Annotated in this window: 15 protein-coding genes and 1 pseudogene; 4 read left to right on the top strand and 12 right to left on the bottom strand. The window is 57.6% G+C overall.

Annotation, left to right across the window (positions count from 1 at the left end; translation table 11 throughout):
- A pseudogene (locus J2X76_RS31415) lies at positions 1-641 on the bottom strand (hypothetical protein); the annotation flags it as partial.
- Between the two features lie 240 nt (positions 642-881).
- On the opposite strand from J2X76_RS31415, the gene gspD reads away from it, so the two are divergent.
- From gspD to gspG, 3 genes are read left to right on the top strand one after another with little or no spacing between them, the layout of a single operon-like run.
- Positions 882-3,032: a type II secretion system secretin GspD gene (gene gspD, locus J2X76_RS31410; protein ID WP_310221860.1), complete on the top strand. Its 2,151-nt coding sequence runs from the start codon at positions 882-884 to the stop codon at positions 3,030-3,032.
- Positions 3,033-3,040: 8 nt separating this feature from the next.
- A complete protein-coding gene (locus J2X76_RS31405; RefSeq protein ID WP_310221858.1) occupies positions 3,041-3,517 on the top strand; it encodes an A24 family peptidase in 477 nt (158 codons plus the stop codon).
- Entirely contained in the window at positions 3,514-3,966 is a 453-nt protein-coding gene (gspG, locus tag J2X76_RS31400; RefSeq protein ID WP_310221856.1) for a type II secretion system major pseudopilin GspG, read from the top strand. The genes J2X76_RS31405 and gspG overlap by 4 nt, the downstream gene beginning before the upstream one ends.
- On the opposite strand, the gene J2X76_RS31395 is transcribed toward gspG, so the two are convergent.
- Genes J2X76_RS31395 through J2X76_RS31370 form a run of 6 tightly spaced genes read right to left on the bottom strand, consistent with a single transcriptional unit; the run spans position 3,967 to position 9,100 of the window.
- Positions 3,967-4,599, bottom strand: a complete 633-nt coding sequence (locus J2X76_RS31395; RefSeq protein ID WP_310221854.1) for a hypothetical protein — start codon at positions 4,597-4,599, stop codon at positions 3,967-3,969. It abuts the gene before it with no gap.
- A gap of 8 nt (positions 4,600-4,607) precedes the next feature.
- Positions 4,608-4,973, bottom strand: coding sequence for a prepilin-type N-terminal cleavage/methylation domain-containing protein (locus J2X76_RS31390; RefSeq protein WP_310221852.1), 366 nt, complete (start codon positions 4,971-4,973; stop codon positions 4,608-4,610).
- Positions 4,960-5,442 carry a prepilin-type N-terminal cleavage/methylation domain-containing protein gene (locus J2X76_RS31385; protein WP_310221849.1) on the bottom strand — a complete coding sequence of 161 codons (483 nt, stop codon included), beginning with the start codon at positions 5,440-5,442 and terminating at the stop codon, positions 4,960-4,962. The genes J2X76_RS31390 and J2X76_RS31385 overlap by 14 nt, the downstream gene beginning before the upstream one ends.
- On the bottom strand, positions 5,442-6,653 hold the full coding sequence (locus J2X76_RS31380) for a type II secretion system F family protein (RefSeq protein ID WP_310221847.1): 1,212 nt from the start codon (positions 6,651-6,653) through the stop codon (positions 5,442-5,444). Before J2X76_RS31380 ends, J2X76_RS31385 begins: the two co-directional genes overlap by 1 nt.
- Positions 6,654-8,273, bottom strand: a complete 1,620-nt coding sequence (locus J2X76_RS31375) for a GspE/PulE family protein (protein WP_310221845.1) — start codon at positions 8,271-8,273, stop codon at positions 6,654-6,656.
- Positions 8,270-9,100, bottom strand: a complete 831-nt coding sequence (locus tag J2X76_RS31370) for a hypothetical protein (protein WP_310221843.1) — start codon at positions 9,098-9,100, stop codon at positions 8,270-8,272. The genes J2X76_RS31375 and J2X76_RS31370 overlap by 4 nt, the downstream gene beginning before the upstream one ends.
- A gap of 80 nt (positions 9,101-9,180) precedes the next feature.
- On the opposite strand from J2X76_RS31370, the gene J2X76_RS31365 reads away from it, so the two are divergent.
- Positions 9,181-9,657 (top strand): hypothetical protein, encoded by a 477-nt coding sequence (locus J2X76_RS31365; protein ID WP_310221841.1) that lies wholly within the window; start codon positions 9,181-9,183, stop codon positions 9,655-9,657.
- On the opposite strand, the gene gspM is transcribed toward J2X76_RS31365, so the two are convergent.
- From gspM to J2X76_RS31340, 5 genes are all read right to left on the bottom strand, one after another.
- On the bottom strand, positions 9,634-10,242 hold the full coding sequence (gene gspM, locus J2X76_RS31360; protein WP_310221840.1) for a type II secretion system protein GspM: 609 nt from the start codon (positions 10,240-10,242) through the stop codon (positions 9,634-9,636). The genes J2X76_RS31365 and gspM overlap by 24 nt on opposite strands.
- Entirely contained in the window at positions 10,239-11,180 is a 942-nt protein-coding gene (locus J2X76_RS31355; protein ID WP_310221838.1) for a PilN domain-containing protein, read from the bottom strand. Before J2X76_RS31355 ends, gspM begins: the two co-directional genes overlap by 4 nt.
- Before the next feature lie 267 nt (positions 11,181-11,447).
- Entirely contained in the window at positions 11,448-12,086 is a 639-nt protein-coding gene (locus J2X76_RS31350; RefSeq protein WP_310221836.1) for a hypothetical protein, read from the bottom strand.
- A complete protein-coding gene (locus tag J2X76_RS31345; protein WP_310221834.1) occupies positions 12,076-12,888 on the bottom strand; it encodes an HNH/endonuclease VII fold putative polymorphic toxin in 813 nt (270 codons plus the stop codon). Before J2X76_RS31345 ends, J2X76_RS31350 begins: the two co-directional genes overlap by 11 nt.
- Positions 12,889-12,982: 94 nt before the next feature.
- Complete coding sequence (locus tag J2X76_RS31340; RefSeq protein WP_310221832.1) at positions 12,983-17,629, bottom strand: toxin TcdB middle/N-terminal domain-containing protein; 4,647 nt, start codon at positions 17,627-17,629, stop codon at positions 12,983-12,985.
- Positions 17,630-17,710: the final 81 nt, after the last annotated feature.

Raw genomic sequence — 17,710 nt, 5'->3', positions numbered from 1 at the left:
GAGAGCTTCGGCTCCAGGCCACGGAAGCCGGGAACGTCGATGCCGATCTTCTGGGTGAAGAACCCATTGCCCGTGATCTCCGGGATCGACGGCTTCTGTGGGGCGCTGGCCACTTGTATGGTACCGGCCGGCTCGCCGGCAGAGGACATCGTAGTAATCGCCTCCTGCTCGGCAGGTTTTTGGTTGCCACCATCCTCCTGCTCATTTGCCGGCTTCCCCAGCGCGGTCGTGCCAGCCTTGCCGGTTTCGTTCTCTGGATCCGCGGCACTGCCACCCGCGGCCTTGCTACCCGCAGCCCCTGTCCCCAAACCTTTTTCCTGCGGCTTGCCGAGCCCAAGCGTCCGGTCAACCGCACGATCGTTCGACGATGCACCGGCACCGGCTCCCTGCTCAAGCGCCTCGCTCCCAGAAGCGCCGCCCGAACCAGCCTGCCCGAATAGCCCAGTTCCCGTGCGGCCCATCGCGCCGCCACCAAGACCAGTGCCGCTTCCAAACCCACCCGGCTTCACGCCCTGCTCGGCCGCCTGTGCCCCACGCCCCAGCAGCCCGTCGGCAACCACCGCTCCCGTCACCCCACCCGAAAAAACGCAAAGCGATACCGTGGCGGCAAAAGCCGCAAAACAAACCCGACTGCTACGCATGAGCCCCCTCGAAGCGAATCAATTCGTCATCAAAACACGACGCATCCTAACGTCGCACAACCTACCCAGCGCAACCGTTTTGTGACGCTAACAACAAAAATATGAGACGATGACACATATATTAGCAATGGCTCAGATCTAACGTGTAAAAATTGTGGACAGAACCATTGCGCGTACTTTGGCGATGGCGTCGAAGCACCTCTTCTATAGGATCGGCACGGTAAGTGGGCGGGTCATTTCATGAAGCATTCCAAGTCGTATTGCCTGCTGGCCATTGCGTTGCTCTCGGGCTGCAATTCGACAGATTCCATCAATGATGTCTTTTCGGTAAAACTGAGCGAACTGGACTCTCGAGGGAAACCTCTTCCGGTTTCACATGGCACGTCTCACAGTTTCGCAGCGTCCACTTCGGATGCAGGTGTTTTCAGCGGGGCCTCGCAAGTCGGCACTGGAAGCTTCCTCTCCTCACAACCTGCAATATCGACTGGCAAGACGACAAAGGGCGGGGAAGGCTATAGCCTCAATCTGGTCAATGCGCCGGTCGCTGCGGCGGCCAAAAGCGTGCTCGGCGATACGCTGGGCGCCAATTACGTCGTCGATTCGCGGGTGGCGGGTACTGTGACGCTTCAGACCGCGACGCCTGTTTCGCGCGATGCGCTGCTCGAGATTTTCGAGTCAGCCTTGGCTGTCAACGGAGCAGTTATTACAAAGCAAAACGGCAACTATCAGATTGTCCCTGCCTCCGAAGCCTTCTCGTCCACCCCGGAGATTGCAACCGCGTCAAATCCGATCAGCGGCCCTGGCATCAAGGTGCAAGCGATCGAGCTCAAATACGTGGCCGCGGCCGAAATGAAAGGTATTCTCGATCCCATCAGCAGGCAGGGATCGATCCTGCGGGTCGACGACCATCGCAACATTATCGTGCTCGCAGGCACCAGCAATGACCTCGCCGCGATGCGCAATGCTATCGGCATCTTCGATGTCGACTGGATGAAGGGAATGTCGGTCGCTCTTCACCCGTTGAAGGCGTCACAGTCCGCAGCGGTTGCCAAAGAGCTCACGTCGATCTTCGCCGCCGAAGATGGGCCTGGTAGCAAGATCATCCGGTTCATCCCGAACGAACGCTTGAACGCCGTCCTCGTTATCACCTCCCGGCCGGCCTATCTCGCCCGTGCGACAGCATGGATCGCTAAACTGGACAGGCTCGCCAGCACGAATGAGGAACGACTGTTCGTCTACAACATCCAGAACAGACCTGCGAAAGAGCTCGCGCAGGTTCTGCAGTCCGTCCTGAAAGAGCGCGAGTCTACCGGGAGCGAGCAAATCCAGATCGACAATCCGATCGCTCCGGACCTGGAACCTACAACGATAGCCACGGCCTATAACGAGCAGCGATCACGCCAAGCTGTGCCTGGCGATCCGAACACTCAGCCTAACAGCCCCTCTGCGGGGTCGCGCACACCCAAAACTTCGGTTGTAGCGGATATTGAGAACAACGCCCTCCTGATCTCAACGACCGCGCGGGAATACGAGCGGGTCGAGAAACTTCTCCGCCAGCTTGACGTCGTTCCGACGCAGGTAATGCTGGAAGCGGTCATTGCGGAGGTAACACTCGGAGACGAGCTCAAGTTCGGCCTTCGCTGGTTCTTCGAAAGCGGCCGTTCCAACTTTGGCTTTTCCGATCTTGCAAGCGGTGGGACCGGTGCCAGCTTTCCGGCGCTTGCGTGGAGCTACGCCACCAAGGACATCCGCGTGACGTTGAATGCGCTCTCCAGCGTTACCGACGTCAATGTCGTTTCCGCTCCAACGCTGATGGCGCTCAACAATCAGAAAGCCGTCCTGCAGATCGGCGACCAGGTTCCCATCGTGACACGCCAGTCCCGCAGTATCGACGATGCAGGCGCGCCGGTTGTCAATTCGGTCGAGATGAAGGACACCGGCATCATCCTGACAGTCGTGCCGCGCATCAACACCTCCGGCAAGATCATGCTGGATATTCAGCAGGAGGTGAGTGACGTGGTGAAGACCACTTCGTCCGGCATCGATTCACCGACGATCCAGCAGCGGAAAGTTTCGACACGCGTGGTCGTCAACGACAATGAAAGCCTGGCACTTGGCGGGCTGATCCAGCAGAAGAACGATCTGGTTCGTACGCAGGTCCCGATCCTCGGCGACATTCCTCTCCTGGGAAACGCGTTCAAGAGCAAAACCGATACCATCAAGAAAACCGAGCTGATCATCTTCATCAAGCCGCGGATCGTCAGAGACGTCAACGAGGCCCGAAACGTGACGGAAGAGTTCCGGCAGCAGCTTGATTTCTCCTCTGACATCAAGAAACGGCGCGGCGGATCGAGCAAGCTCGAACAAGATATCAAACGCCTGAGTTATTGAGCTCTTCTGTGATATTCATCCTGACAGCCGTTCTGGTCATCTGCTTTGGCGTCATCTGCTACGTTGATTTCCGGTGGTTCATCATTCCGGACGCCGTCAACGTCACGCTCCTCGCCGCCGGATTGATGTTTCGGCTTCAACAGGGGTGGGTTGAGACGTTCACGGCCTGCGCATTTGCGTTGCTCGTCGCGCTTCTGATGTGGACCATACGTCAGGTGCATCTCAGACTCACTGGTCGCGTCGGTTTGGGCCTGGGGGATGTGAAGCTGGCCGGCGCGGCCGCTGTCTGGTTCAGCCCGTGGATGTTTCCAATCTTTCTGTTTCTGGCGTCGTCATTGGCGCTCGTTTTCCTGTTGATCTTCAACCTCGCCAGGAAAGACGTCCAAACTCAGAAGATCCCTTTTGGCCCTTTCCTTGCCGGGTCTCTGGTTGTCACCTGGAACCTCGAACGACTTTACGGACCTTTCATCGGACAAATTTCATGATCACATTCCGACCCATTCTCAAATCTGGCATCAAGCGCCAGGCTGCCATCGAGGGCTTCACCCTCGTGGAGCTTCTGGTGGTTCTCGCGATCATCGGCCTAATTGCAGCGCTCGCCACTCCCCAGGTTCTGCGCTATCTGGAATCGGCCAAGGTCGACACCACTAAAGCCCAGATCAAGAATTTCGAGAGCGCGCTAGAACTCTACTATATTGATACCGGGCACTATCCGACCACGGAAGAAGGTCTTGCAGCCCTGGCTACCCGACCGACCAATGCCGCGACCTGGAACGGGCCCTATATCAAGAATGCCGGCGTCTTCGCTGATCCGTGGAATAGCCCATATCAATACCGAAGCCCGGCGGAAGAAAAACCATTTCAGATTCTGTCCTTCGGACGGGATCGCAAGATGGGCGGTACCGGCCAGGACGCTGACCTCGCCGGAAACTGACTACCGGCCGATATCGATGATCGCAATTCTTTCGATCGCCGTTTCGCGACCGGATCGAATACCGACGAGATTTATCTTCACCGCATAGGGCAAGGCTTCACGGTCGGTCCAGACATCTTTCCATGATGGCGCCGAATATTCTGGCGACGCCAGATACGAGAACCTGACCGATTTCAGGGCCGCGATGATCGTAAACTCTTCGCTCTGTGCCTTGGAAAACAGTCTTCGTGGAATGTTGCTTTGCATGAGAGCGAACTCATCCCGGGTTTGGCGAGCCCTTATCTCTACGTCACGCAGGGATAAGCGCTGACTGCCGACCATCGCGGTTGCCACAAAATTGAACCCTGTTGCATTACCGGAAAAGACAGCTTTTTTTGCCGGATCATCTTTTATGGGCGCCAAACGACGGGCCTGCCCAAGGAGAGATTGCAAGTAAGCGCTGGCAGCTTCGAGCTCCATCTCGGCGTCATTGACTTCCGTGATCCTGTGCATTGGTCGAAGCTGGCCAATCGAAGCCACCATCAGCCCCGAAAGCAGCGCTGTAATGCAGAGCGTGACCAGCATTTCAACGAGAGTGAAGCCGCCGGTCTGCGAAGCTGCGTTATCTTTTGACGGCGCTTTCCGCGTGGCCATCTGAGGCATCAAAGATCAGGACTGAAGTAGACGAATTTATGGGCCCTGCCTGAGCGCGTGAACAGGGTCATAACTGCAAGCACAGCTCCCTTGTCTCCCACCTGTAGAGATTGAACAGGTACAACGTGGATCTTCCAGCGCAATGCTCCAGTCGCCCCTTCCTCATCGCGTTCCCCGCGCAGAACCCTAGGCAAAGTCTCGATACGCAACGAATCTGCAACCCTAAGAACCTCTTTACGATCCTCTGAAATCGAGAGGCTTTTAGTGGCAATACCGATAGCTTGCGCCGAAATAGCCAGCGCCGTCGACAAGATCAGGAAAGCGATCAACGTCTCCAGCAGCGTAAAACCATCCCGACTATCATCGACCTTCATGGGACGCCGCCGTGGTCAATGTAGGAACGCCCGTCAGCCAATTGACCAGCAAGACGGCCTCAGGTGCGCCGCCCGAACGAAACCGGATCGCACCTCCGGTCGCGCTACCATTCGGGAAGAAGGTGATATTGCCTTGTTCCGCGGTCGTGCGGTTGTCGCGGCCGATGGTCGCCGAAAAGGCGATCGCCGCTGGCATGACAATGGTGGCCACTTTGGCATCAGATCGGATGCTACCGCTCCTTGTGTCAAGGAACAGGGATTTTGAGGAGCCCGTTTTAAGAGCGCTCAAGCGTGTAGACTGTGCCATATACAGCACCTGCCGCGCGACGCTCTGAGGGGTCACTCTAGTCAGAGACCGGTATGATGGAATCGCAAGGGAAAAAAGTATTCCAATGATAGCGAGAACAACCAGCATCTCGGTCAGACTGAAGCCGGCAATTTTGTCGCGGCGGGTGGAACTGGGATCCATCACTGAATACTCAACTCATTGATCCCCAGCAGCGCCGTCATCACCGAGACCACCAATCCCCCAATGAGGATACCGAGAAATATCGTGATGGCGGGAGTCATCAATGCCAGCAAACGATCGGTGAGCCGTTGAGCATCGGATCGCAACACGCCGGCAGCATTATCCAGCACCGCCGGGAGTTTGTTGACCTCATCGCCGATCGCCACCAGCGAAACCGCCCCTCGTGGAAAGAGGCCGCTGGCGGCGAAAGCCTCCGGTAGCCTTTTCCCCGAGATCACCACGTCCCGCATGGAAAGTAGCTTCTCGCGGAAGGAAATCGCAGGGCAACAACGGGCGGAAAGTGCCAGCGCGTCCGGTAAGGGAACCGCATTTTCGAGAAGCAAGGAAAGGCTTTGCAGATATCGAGCAAGGGCGGATTGGGAAACGGCACGCCCGAGGAATGGAAGTTTGAGCAAAACTGCCGCGAAAGCAGCTTGTATGGACGACGGCCGTAGAATGGCAAATGCCGCAACGAGTATGATGCACGCAAATATCGCGAAAAGCGCCACAGGATCACCTAGCCCTCCCCGCAAGCTGGAAAGCAAGGCAACGATAAAAGGCGGATTGCGGCCGGAACTTTCGAAAATTGGCTCCAGCGTCGGAACAAGAACGAACGTGACCACGCCGATCGCAAAGAACATCATCACCAAGAGGAATAACGGATAAACAGACGCATCGATAAGCTGCTTGCGCTGCGCATCACGCTTTTCAAGATCCGCAGCGATAATCTTCATCACGTGAGGTAGGCGCGCGCTATGTTCCCCGCTTGAGATCAATGCCAAAGCGTCTTCCGGCAGACCGTTTAGACTGGACAAGGCTATCGAGGGGGTAGCGCCAGAGGAGAGCCTTTCGATTATCGTACCGATAACTTGCCGGTCTCCACCTCGCGGCGCGGCATCCTGCATAGCCCGCAGTGCCTGATCGATGCCCAGACCCGCGTTCATCAAGACTGAAAGATCTGCAAAAAACCGCGTTTTGTTGAAGGCACGGCTAAAACGGATTGCCGATGCTGTCCCCGGCTTTTCCGATCCGGAATCTGCGGCCCTCAAGGTGGAGACGGAAAGCCCCTCGGCTCTCAGTCTGCGGCGTGCGTCGGCAATATCCTGCGCATCGATCTGCCCCTTCTGTTGCCGGCCCTGCGGATTAAAAGCCGTGTAGGAAAACCTCAGCATTTAGCGGTCTTCCAGCTCGACAACTCTGACAGCTTCGGCAAGCGTGGTCTTGCCCTCGGCCGCGAGCTGGAAAGCATGGTCGCGCATCAGCATCATGCCCTCCTGCTTGGCGAGCGTTTCGATTTCCTCCTGGCTTACTCCCTGTACCACTGCCTGGCGAACACGGTCGGACATCTGCAGGATCTCGAACGTCGCCTGACGGCCTTTGAAACCGGTTCCGGCGCAGGCAAAACAGCCGGATTTATCCGCCCATTCCCGGCATTGATCGCAACATTTTCGCAGGAGGCGCTGGCCAATGACCCCCTGCATGGTCGCGTCGATCAGAAATGGCTCTATGCCCATATCCCGCAACCGGCTGAAGGCGCCGATCGCGCTATTGGTATGGAGGGTCGAAAGAACCAGATGGCCCGTCAGCGCCGCCTGGATCGCGATTTCGGCAGTCTCGCGGTCACGAATTTCACCAACCAGGATAATGTCCGGATCCTGTCGCAGGACCGATCTCAATGCCGACGCAAACGTCAGGCCGATGGCGGGATCAATCTGTAACTGCGTGACCCCTGTCATGCGATACTCGACCGGATCCTCCACGGTGAAAATCTTCACCTCCTGCCGATTAAGTTCAGCAAGGATCGAATAGAGCGTCGTGGTCTTGCCCGAGCCGGTGGGGCCAGTCACCAGCACCATGCCATTCGGTCTTCCGGTGATGGCCTTGATCTTCTCTGCCGAAGCGGCATCGTACCCTAGGCTTTTGAGATCCAGATGTACGGTCTCGCGGTCCAGGATACGAAGCACGACCGTTTCACCGTGGATCGAAGGAACGACGGAAAGACGGAAATCGACCTCCTGCCCTCGCACGGAGAGCCGAAGCCGGCCGTCCTGCGGCAACCGCCGCTCCGCAATATTGAGGCGGGCCAGAATTTTTAGGCGGCTGATCACGCCGGCATGCAAAGCGTGAGAAACGCTTTCCACATGGGTCAGCATTCCATCGCGGCGAAACCTGACACCCATGGAATTGGCCTCAGGTTCGAGGTGTATGTCCGTCGCCCTTTCATCGACCGCCTTCTGGATAATCCTGGAGACGAATTTTACGACTGGCGCGTCGCGCGCGATATCCTGCAGCCGCTCGAGATCCACATCGGCGACCGCGTCAACGCCATCAACTAAGCCAACAGGTTCTGAGGTTTGCCTGATGTCCCTGATAAAATCATCGACCGCGCTTCGGGGCGTTATTTCCAATCGAACAGGAAGTTCAAAGAAATAGCTCACCGCACCGATGGTATCCGCGTCGAAGGGATTGGCGACCGTGAGCAGCAGGTCACCATTCTCCGCCAGGCGAGGAACGATTGCCTTGTCTGCCGCGAAATCAAGACCAAGGCGTTCGAGAAGCTCGTTGCTTTCCATCGCAGGAAGCTTCGCCACGGACCCTATCTGCAGGAACCTGGCCAGTTCGTTGGCAATGGCCACTTCGGGCAGGATGCCCAGTTCTCGAATAATGACGTCAATTGCCTGGCCCGTTTTTCGCTCAGCCGCTCTGGCACGTGCTGCCGCCTCCACCGAGATCCGCTCCGAATCTTCCAGGAAGGTCAAAAATGCCTGAGGAGATGCCGAAGAAGAGATCATGCAAGCACTTCCTCCAACACCCGAGTGACATCCCCATCCAGCAAAGACGCGCAATTTCCCTTGCTCTTGGGCATAGGAGGTTTCGTGTCTACATCAATAGTCGCGACCTTCTGGCTTGGGCCACTACGGGTCGCCACGGAAAAAACCGAGGCGGACCCTGTCCAATCATCTCCATCGAATAGTACCGTCTCGATCGTGTAAAACATCGACGCACCGCCTGTTTCCCTCGACCTGGAGAGAATAGCTCGCCCCTCCCGCACCGAAAAAACGTGACCCAGATCCGCTAGCGCGATACCGCGAAGCGCCTCGAAATCATGTAGTTCCGAGATATCTTCGAAGGGGGCGCGCTTCGGCCCGGCATCGATGCCCCGATCGTCACCATTGCTCGTGCCTGGCGACCGAAACCGCATGACTTTTTGAGCGGCGTTCTGTGCATCGATCCCGCTCAAACCGATGCCTCTGAAACCAGCAACCAGCAGTGGCTCCTCTGCCGTATTCAGATTAATAAGGCTCACATGCGGGATGATCGCGATCTTCATGGAGACGTCCTTGATAACGCACTCCGACGCGAAAAGGCCTCCGCTGTCAACCACACCCCGCCAGCGAGGATCGGCACCAATCCGCCAAGTAATATAGCCGTTGATGGCCTGGACGGCGTTCCCGAGACGGGCCTGGTTATATTCATGTCCGACGGTCAGTGCCTTTAGCCGGGAAGAGGCCGCAAACGGGGCCAGAAACATCGCAAACAGCAAGATGAAGCCGAGCACGGCCAGCAGTGCAAAGCCGCTATCGTCGGAATCCCCTTGTCTTTCAGTTTGCTGGGCCATCGGCTCTTTTCGTTCCAGTGTCATAGAGCGAGAAGACAGCGCTAGATGTGCCGGTGCTAAGCGACATCCGATCCGCTTCGATGGACACGATGGTCCACCCCAAGACCCTCTCCCCCTCCCTGAACCAATCCACGTTTTTTTCATCTGTCGCGATCAGGGCTGAAAACCTGCCGCTGACCGTTCTGGTCCCGCGCAGCTTGATGTTCGGCGGCGAAGGTGGCTGGCTGGGTGGCACTTCCATGACGACCGGCGCGACGGGCTTCGCGACCGGCGTAGGCGGCGGAACGAAATCACGCCGCGTCGGGCTGAAGACCGGACGGACAAGCGTCTCCGGCAAGTTCCAATCGGTGACGACTATAGGCTGGTTCTTGTCTTTGGCGGCCGGCACCGGAGTGTGTCTCGGCAATTCCACCTCGAGCGGAGAAATGTCCACGCTCATTCCGGAAATCGCGACATTGAGCGCGCCAAGGCAAAACAAAACCACGACCATCGAAAACAGGGCCAGCCATCGGATGTCAACTGATCTCAGCATCTCATGGCTTCCCCTTATCGGGTAAAACCACCGTCGGGCCGACCGCCCCGTAGACTGCAATCTGACCGGCAAGTTGAAGTGGCTCCGATAACACGCCTTGCAAAACTCTATTCGTTCCACGGATCGCCACCTGGCGGATTATCAGCGGTGGTTCCGAGGTTTCAAGCTGTCGAACGACCTCGTGAAACGCTTTCAAACTGCCTTCCACATCTGCTCGCACGCCGGCGTAAGTTGCACCTCCAAGCTCGATCGGTGATGTACCGCTGATCGACGCGATTGTGGCTCCTGATGAGCGCGCAATCGTATTGACCCGCTCCTGAAGCTTGGCCTGGATAGCCGGAAGGCTCTCGCCCTCGATGAACAAGGTTGCCGCAGCAGGTTCCACGCTTGGGATGCTCACTTCGGTCAAAGGCTTGCGCGCGATGATCTCATCGAGACGGAAAAGCTCAGCCCGCATATCCGCGATATCGGCAACCTTCGTCGACAGAAAGGACCCCAAATAGACCACCGTCACGACAACAATCATGCTCACCAGGCCCAGAACGCCCAGCGCCACGGAGCGCTGCGCATAGCGGGGTGCATTCATCAACGTGATCAACAGCTCCGTCATGCAGGCCGTACCCGCAATCGGATCTCGAAGCGTTCGCCGGTCTGACCGGGAATGCGTACGACCGGCGAGGTGAAGCTCGGCGCTGAAAAAAGTTCGGAGGCATCAAGGGTGGCAATCAAGGCAGCCGCCGACTCCGCCGCAAAACCGGTTATCGTCAGCACATCGCCATCGACTGCGATATCCGTCAGCCAAGCGTCGTCCGGCAAGATCCGGGTCAATTCCTCCCACACTCGAACGACTGGGACAGACTGCGCTTTGCCTTTGCGAGCAGCTTCAACGGCCGCGATGCTCTTCTGTTGCCGATCCAGGAGTGCTCGCACCTGGCGAGCCTCGGAGCGCTTGGCTTCCACCACGCTGGCAAGTTCCTGCTGAGTGGCCGAATACCTGGAGAGGAAGTGCGCGTAGGTGGCACCACTGGCAACGAGCACTATCGCGAACGCCGCAAGTAACCCATTCCGCCAGTGCCGGATGTGATGGAATGCCGGGTGAAGATGTTCGAGGGCACGAGAGGGAAGCCAAATTACCTGGCCATCATCGACAATGCCCAGCCGATTAACCCGAGGCCGCATGGCGGCGACTTCGGCAAGTTTTGGATCAATCCTCTCCTTCTTTATGACGTAGAATGAGGATTGGCGATTGTCGTTCTTATCTGGTGCGGGCAGCACGTAAATGTCTGCAAGAGCGAAAGGGGTTTTTTCCTGGACGATGGCGCTGGCAATCTGCATCGATCGACTGAATGGCAGGCGCATGGTTGCCGACTGGAACCTGAGATGCGGCCCGTCGAATACCGGTCCACCGAGGCCGTGCGTAGATCCTTGCGTGAGGTTGCTGAACCCCAGTTCGACGGAAGAGCCGCTTGAACTGACCTCATCCCCTTCCGGCGAATCGGCACTACGCAGTCTTCTTGATCGCCTTTTGAATGCGTTCAGCAAGGGCAAGACTGCGGATCTCCACCAATCCAAAATATCTCTGATCTTGCAAAGCAAAGACACTGAACATCCCCACATTATGGATCAAGGATAGCGCGCTCTGGACCAATATGTTTGTCGAGGGAAATCTATCCACAGGTTCCGAGGGCGTGGTATAACTGGATCGTCAGACGCGGTGGCAGCGGCGCCCTTCGAACCATTTCATCCGGATCTCGGCGTGGCTCGTCTGCGGCAAAGAGAGTCGATTAATAACCGACGTAAGCGAATGGCCACAGGCTAGACCGGCACATATTTCGAGATCTTCTCTGCCTTCCCAAGAAGCACAAAACCCGTCTCTGGATCATCGAACTCGCCAAAATAAAATCCAGTCAGTACATCTTCTGACACCAAAAATTCAATGAGATTTGGATCCAAATCGGTAGCTTGAAGCCACCCTCGTTGCGCGGATTGGGTGATCGCCGACTCTGTTTTTGAAAAGCAGAGGTAGGCATTTTTCTCAGCGACCATCACGTCACAGACCGAAGAAGTAGGATCGCCGTCGACGGGCATATATCCAAAGTATTTCACACCACCTTCGTACGTAACTTCGTATTCTGCCCTCACCTTAGATTCGGGAACCGTTACCCCCTTTTTCTCCAGTGCTTTCCATAATCTCAGATGCCTGACGATCCGCGTAGGCGTTTGTAAAGCTGTATTTCCGACCAATAGATAAGCGTGAAGCCCGATCTCAATCGTCCGAACGTAGCCAAACAATGCCTTGAGCGCGACTTCAGCAGACGGTTGCCTGTCCGTGGACATAACGGAGAAACATACCGCCGATATCGGAGTTCGGATCGGTAAAACCGACCTAAGTTTCAATATGTCGTTCGGCGCACGAATATCTTCAGCATATTGAATACGCACATTAGTAATCATAGTGACCTCCCCACTTATCATTAAAGTGAGGCCCGCGATTTTGGGAGGGGTTATCTGGATAGAAATGCCCTTTGGAATCCTCACGAATACTTCTAGTCGCAGTGCCCCCTCCTGGGGTTTTCACTTCAAATTCATACACGCGCCCTGGCTGAAGATCACCCCTTTTGTCGTAATTTGGTTTAACATTAGATGGTTGTTGGCTGGTCGGGATACCGGATGATCGCTTGGCTTCGTTGAAGGCTCCGGAACGCCCCGCCCCTGGAGGAGTGAGATTTGGTGGGCGTGCCCCTGCGGGCGCGCTGGCACCTCCGCCACCCCCACCCGCACCGGAACGCCACCCGCCGCCTTTGTAGCCAACGCCGCCGCCAAGGGGGCCAACCAGCCGATCTTGCCCACCGGGTTTGCCGAATAAATCCTTGATCACCCCGACCTCAATTGCGTCGCGCTGCTGGATTTCATCCTTTTTCTCCCGCTCGTTTTCACGCGGTTGGTCGTCTACCTCCTTTAGATCCTTCGAGGTCTGGGTCTCCTCCTTCTGGGTGTTACTTTCTCCCCCTGTGCCTTCGCTACCGTAGTCATCGACATCGGGACTGATGGAATGCCCATTGGGATCGGACTTATTTATTGGGTCGTTCTGAGCGTATGCATATCGGTTTGTTCCAACACCTTCCTTGGTGGGATCCCAGTCGTCGGGGGAGATGAAGCGTGCGTTGGCAGTTGAGGCGAAAGGGGCGCTCACCATGCTGCAGATGAGGAGCATGGTGAGGACGCGGGCAAGGAACGGCCGGACGAGAGAGCGCATCGAGGGTTTCCGGGTGCGAGAGTTGGAACGGTGGCGTGAGGATGTGTGGGTTGGTGCGCGAGCGGCCTCGTTGGCCGCTCGCCTGGGCGCTCTGTTATCGGCCGGATCCGGTTGAGGCGGTGCCGTTGGCGGATGCGGTGGATCCGGGTTTGGTGATGGCCGCCGGCAGTCGCCGAAGGATGGTCTTCGCCTCCGGTTCGCCGTCTCCCTCCATGTCGGCCTGTTCATCCTTCTCGATGAAGCGACCGAAGGCTGGGTCGTAATATCTGGCGTTGAGATACATCAGCCCGGTCTCGACGTCGAAGCGTTCGCCGATATAGCCCTTCTTCGTCTGCATCGCCGGATTGGTGGTCTCCCCATAGGCGGCATAGCTGGTCTGTTCGGCAACATTGCCGGCAGCGTCCGTCACCAGCCGCACCGACGACAGGTGATCGCGGTGCAGGAAGTATTTGCTGATCGCACCGGCGGCCGTGGCGACCACCTTGATGTCGGGATGCGGATAGTAGGTATAGACCTCCGCACCCGGCGTGGTGCGGTCGACCTCGATATCGGCGCCGGCATAAAGCGTCTTGCCGAACGCCCAGTTCTTCGTCACCCGTGATCCGTCCGGGCCATAGGAGAAGGTCACCGCCGATCCCCCTTGGGTGACGCTGGCAAGCTGGTTCGACCGGTCCCACAAAAGACTGCGGGTGCCGTCCGAGACCATGTTGCCGTTGGCGTCGTAACCGATCGTCTTCGCCCCGATCTGGGTCGCCGCATGCGGACGCACCGCGTTGCCGGCCGGATAGGTATAGGTGCCGGCGATCCGGGTTCGCGACAGAAGATTGCCGGTTGCCGAATAGCTATAGGTCTCATCAAGGGCGTTGTTGCCCGCATTGTCGGCCGAGATCAGACGGTCGAGGTCGTCATAGCCATAGGTCCAGCTGTCGGCAGGGGTGAGACCAGTGATCGTCTTGATCCGACCGAGCTTGTCGCGGGTGTACTGATTGTCCATCAGCACCGTGGTGCCCTTCTTTGTCGTCACCCGTGTCAGCCACCGCCGGGTCGGCGAATAGGTAAACTCCGTCGTCACCCCGTTGGCATAGCTGATCGACTTCGTCTGGCCGTCCGCCTCGTAGAGGGTTGAGGTGATGTAGTCGGGGATCGAATAGAGGCGGTCGGACGCATTGTAGAGCCAATAGGGCGAGGCCAAGCCTACACCAACCTCTGGAAGACCATAACGAACCGCGGCAGTCTTGCCTTGCCTTCCCAGTGTGTCGTTTCGCCAATGGGAAAGCCCATCCGTGCTATAGGTCACTCCTGTGTAGGTCCCCGCTCCGGTTTGGATGCGGTTATATCTGACGTTCGTGTTGCCATTGGCAGATGTGGTCAACAGTCCGACATTATGCGAAGGCGAGCTAAACACCTGGTCATAGGTATTGGTTGTCACCGTTGTTGGTGATGCCTCGCCAGCCGCCTTGACTTGTTTGGTCAAAAGCCGGCCCATCTGGTCGTAGGACAGCGTCGTCACTGCGCCCCGTGCATCCGTCTGGCTGATCAGCCGATTGGCGTTGTCAAACATATAGGTCCAGGTGCCCAGATCCGGATCGCTCGCCGAAAGCCGGTTGCCGACAAGGTCGTAGGTATAGGTCCACACCGCACCGTCATTATCGCGCACGCCCTTGAGGCGGCCTACAACGTCGTAAGTGCGGTATTCGTTGACCCACGTTCCAGCCAACTGACGAGAGGTGAGGATTACGTTGTTGTCCTTGTCCGTGAAGGAGCGATGGAGCCTGCTGCTGCTGGCGCCGCCGCCACTGGTGTCGCCCCCACCCCCCGTGGAAACCGGGGGGCTCCGCCGCGCAATGCCGGAGAGGTAGCCATTTAAACCAGTGGAGCTGTCACTGTATGTGGCTTCGTTCGTAGCAGCGGGATCGCGGAAATAGGTGTAGCCGTCGGTGTGAGTGTAGCCGGTTGCTGTTCCCGCCGCATTATATTGAGCTTCGGTCAGCGAAACGGTTTCCGAAGAAGAACTGCCACTCGGAGCCCAGCGGAAGGCGTAGCCGGGATACCAGAAGAAGGTCTTCCAGCGGTGAAAACCTCTTGCGCCGGTTAGATAGGCGCTATCAGGCGCATTGAGGTAATAGCCTGAGACGGGATCACGAACGCCCGGAGTCGTCCCACCACCACCGGTGCCACCGCTGCCGCCGGTTCCCCCTGTGCCGGCATTACCCTCCTCGTCGGTCATGCGGACTTCCATCACCGGCAGATTGCTCGACCCTGGGATGGTGGTCGTCTGTGCCAGATACAGATAGGTCCGCTGCGACGCGTCCGGATTGACCGTCTTCACCACCCGGTCCTGCCAGTCGTAGCTGTTGACCGTCCATTGCGGCGTCTCGTTGGAGAAGTAGGCAAAGCTGGTCTTCGCCGCATTGCCGCGCGGATCGTAGACCGTGTCAGTGACACGGGGGGGACCAGAGGTCGTATCGCCCAGGCTCTGTACCCGCCAGGGCCGGCCAATCCCGTCATAATAGGTCTGGGTGTAAATATCTCCGGTGCCGCTCGACCAGGGCTCGAACACCGTAACCGACTGCTGGACCGGATTGCCTTCGTTCGCATAGCGCGTCTTCACATATTTGCCGCTGCCCGAATGCGTATAGTCATAAGGCCGGCAGAACGGGTCATAGGTGAAGGTCTCGGTCACCCCGTTCCAGTCCGCCTTGGTGGCCGGCTTGCCGCACACCACATCATTGCTGAAGGTCGACACGAACCGCACATCTGCCGGCTGTCCGCCGGTGGCAAAATACTTCGGTGCCCGCTCCGTCACCGGATAAAGGTGATAGATCGCGTCATAGTCCCATTCCGTGCGACTGCCCGCCCCGTCCACATGCGACAGCTTGTTGCCATTCGCCGGATCATACGTGAACAGCTCCTCGTAGTAGGTGGTCGTTGGGATAGTGGTCTTAAAAGATCGCCGTTTGGTCAGATTGCCTCTGGTCGGCGGCGCGGCGTTGTCCGTGCTGCCATCGTAGTACAAAGCTTCATACTGCTCATAGACCGACGTCGCCGGATCGAATCCTCCCGATTGAATCCATCTGACGCGAGCCGACGACACGATATAAGTGCTTGTATTGTAGGGGTACGCAATGCCTGTCCAGGTCTCGTCGCCGGACAGGTCCTTGCGGCCATAATCCTTGATCTGGGTGATGTTGCCATAGGCATCGAAAGACCGCTCCTTGCGCAGAACAAGCGACGAGCCGCCTTCGTTCAGCGTCGTCTCGGTGGCGGTGTTCAAGGCCGTGTACGGCTTGGCGGCGGCATTGACCGCATAGGTCTCGGTAACCGTCTTGGAGGCGGTGTTGGCACCATTGCGGATCACCGTCTTCTCCGGCAGCCCGTAACTTGCCAGGTCCTGGCGATACGTCGTCTCCACCACCGGACGCGCCGTCTCGCCATTGGCCGAAGGCTTGGTCATGGTGATCGTTTTGTAGCCTAAAAACTTCCTTGCCTTCGGATCGTAGAGCCCGCCTGCATAGGCATAGTCGGTCGCCGCCACCTGGCCGCGTCCGTCATCCACCCGCAGCTGCGTCACCGCATGCAGGACCTGCGGCATGAACACGTTCGTCCACCGCGTCGATGGCGTGTAGTCAACCGAGACCACGCCGCCAGTCTCCAACTTCACTGACCGCAACAGGTTCGGATTGCCGGAGCCGGCTTGGGTAAACATGGGATTGTCGGAGCCCGGTCGTATCAGGTCCGGTAGGCCGTCCCCGTTGAAGTCGCCGGAAACGCGAAAGTTGGACGGCAGAGCATAGCCCGATCCGAGAAGCTGGGGTCCGGCGGCGGCAAACCCGAGCGTCAGGACCGTTCCATCCTGATAGATATCCACCTTGCCGTCGTTGTCCGCGTCACGAAGGGCCGTTTCCAGGCGCCAGGGGAAACTACCTGCAATCTGGACAAATCCATTACCCGTCGATAGCCAAACCTGTGCCGTATAGTTGGTGGCCCCGCTCGATTGCTTCGATGCAGCCACCAGATCCGTCGCGCCGTCCCCATTCAGGTCGCCCAGCGCGCAGACGTAGAAGTTGAACGTCGTCGAATAACAATTGGGCCCGATCCAGACGGAGCTCCAGGCTCCGTTGATGAAACGGAAGGCGGATACACCGTTGTTGGTATTGACATAGCCTTGCCGGCCGTTCGCCGCGAAGTCGCCGATCCCGGTAACCCCACCTCCCACGATAATATCCACACCATCACCGTCGTGATCCAGGGTCGCTATCGACGGCGGTTCGGAATAAGGGTTCGGCTCCTGGTAAAACTGAGAGCAGACCGCTGCGTAGCAATCCGACAACCCGCTAAGTGAGAGCATCGCTTTTCCGCTCGTGTATTCGTCCGCCGGAAACCCCCAATAGATATAGGACACCGGCACCTCTTTTGACGCGCCAGCTGAGAACCGCCCGGCCACCAGGGGGTACACCTTTGAATTAAAGCTCGGATCCTTTAGATAAAGTGGTCGCAGATCGACCGAAGCGATATGTGCTCCAGCACCGTCACTGTTGAACCGATAAACATCCCACATTATCGTGTGGCTTGGCGCGCTGTCTCTACCGTCGACATTGGTGATAACCTCGAGCTCGTCCTTGCCATCGGAGTCGAAGTCAACCGCCGTCTCTCGGGCCGAGATATACGATGCACAGCACTCGCGCTGAGGCTGAGCATAATATCCCTGCTGGTAACTGATCACCAGGTTATCATAGGTCATCTGCCTGATGGTCTTGGACGTTGGGCCGGTGACGACGCCTGCCGCGGAGACGGTGGCGTCGCGGCCGTAGCGGTCGACCTT

This window comes from Neorhizobium sp. 2083, from assembly GCF_031455615.1.
Lineage (GTDB): Bacteria > Pseudomonadota > Alphaproteobacteria > Rhizobiales > Rhizobiaceae > Neorhizobium.
This window is presented reverse-complemented; position numbering and strand designations above follow the sequence as displayed.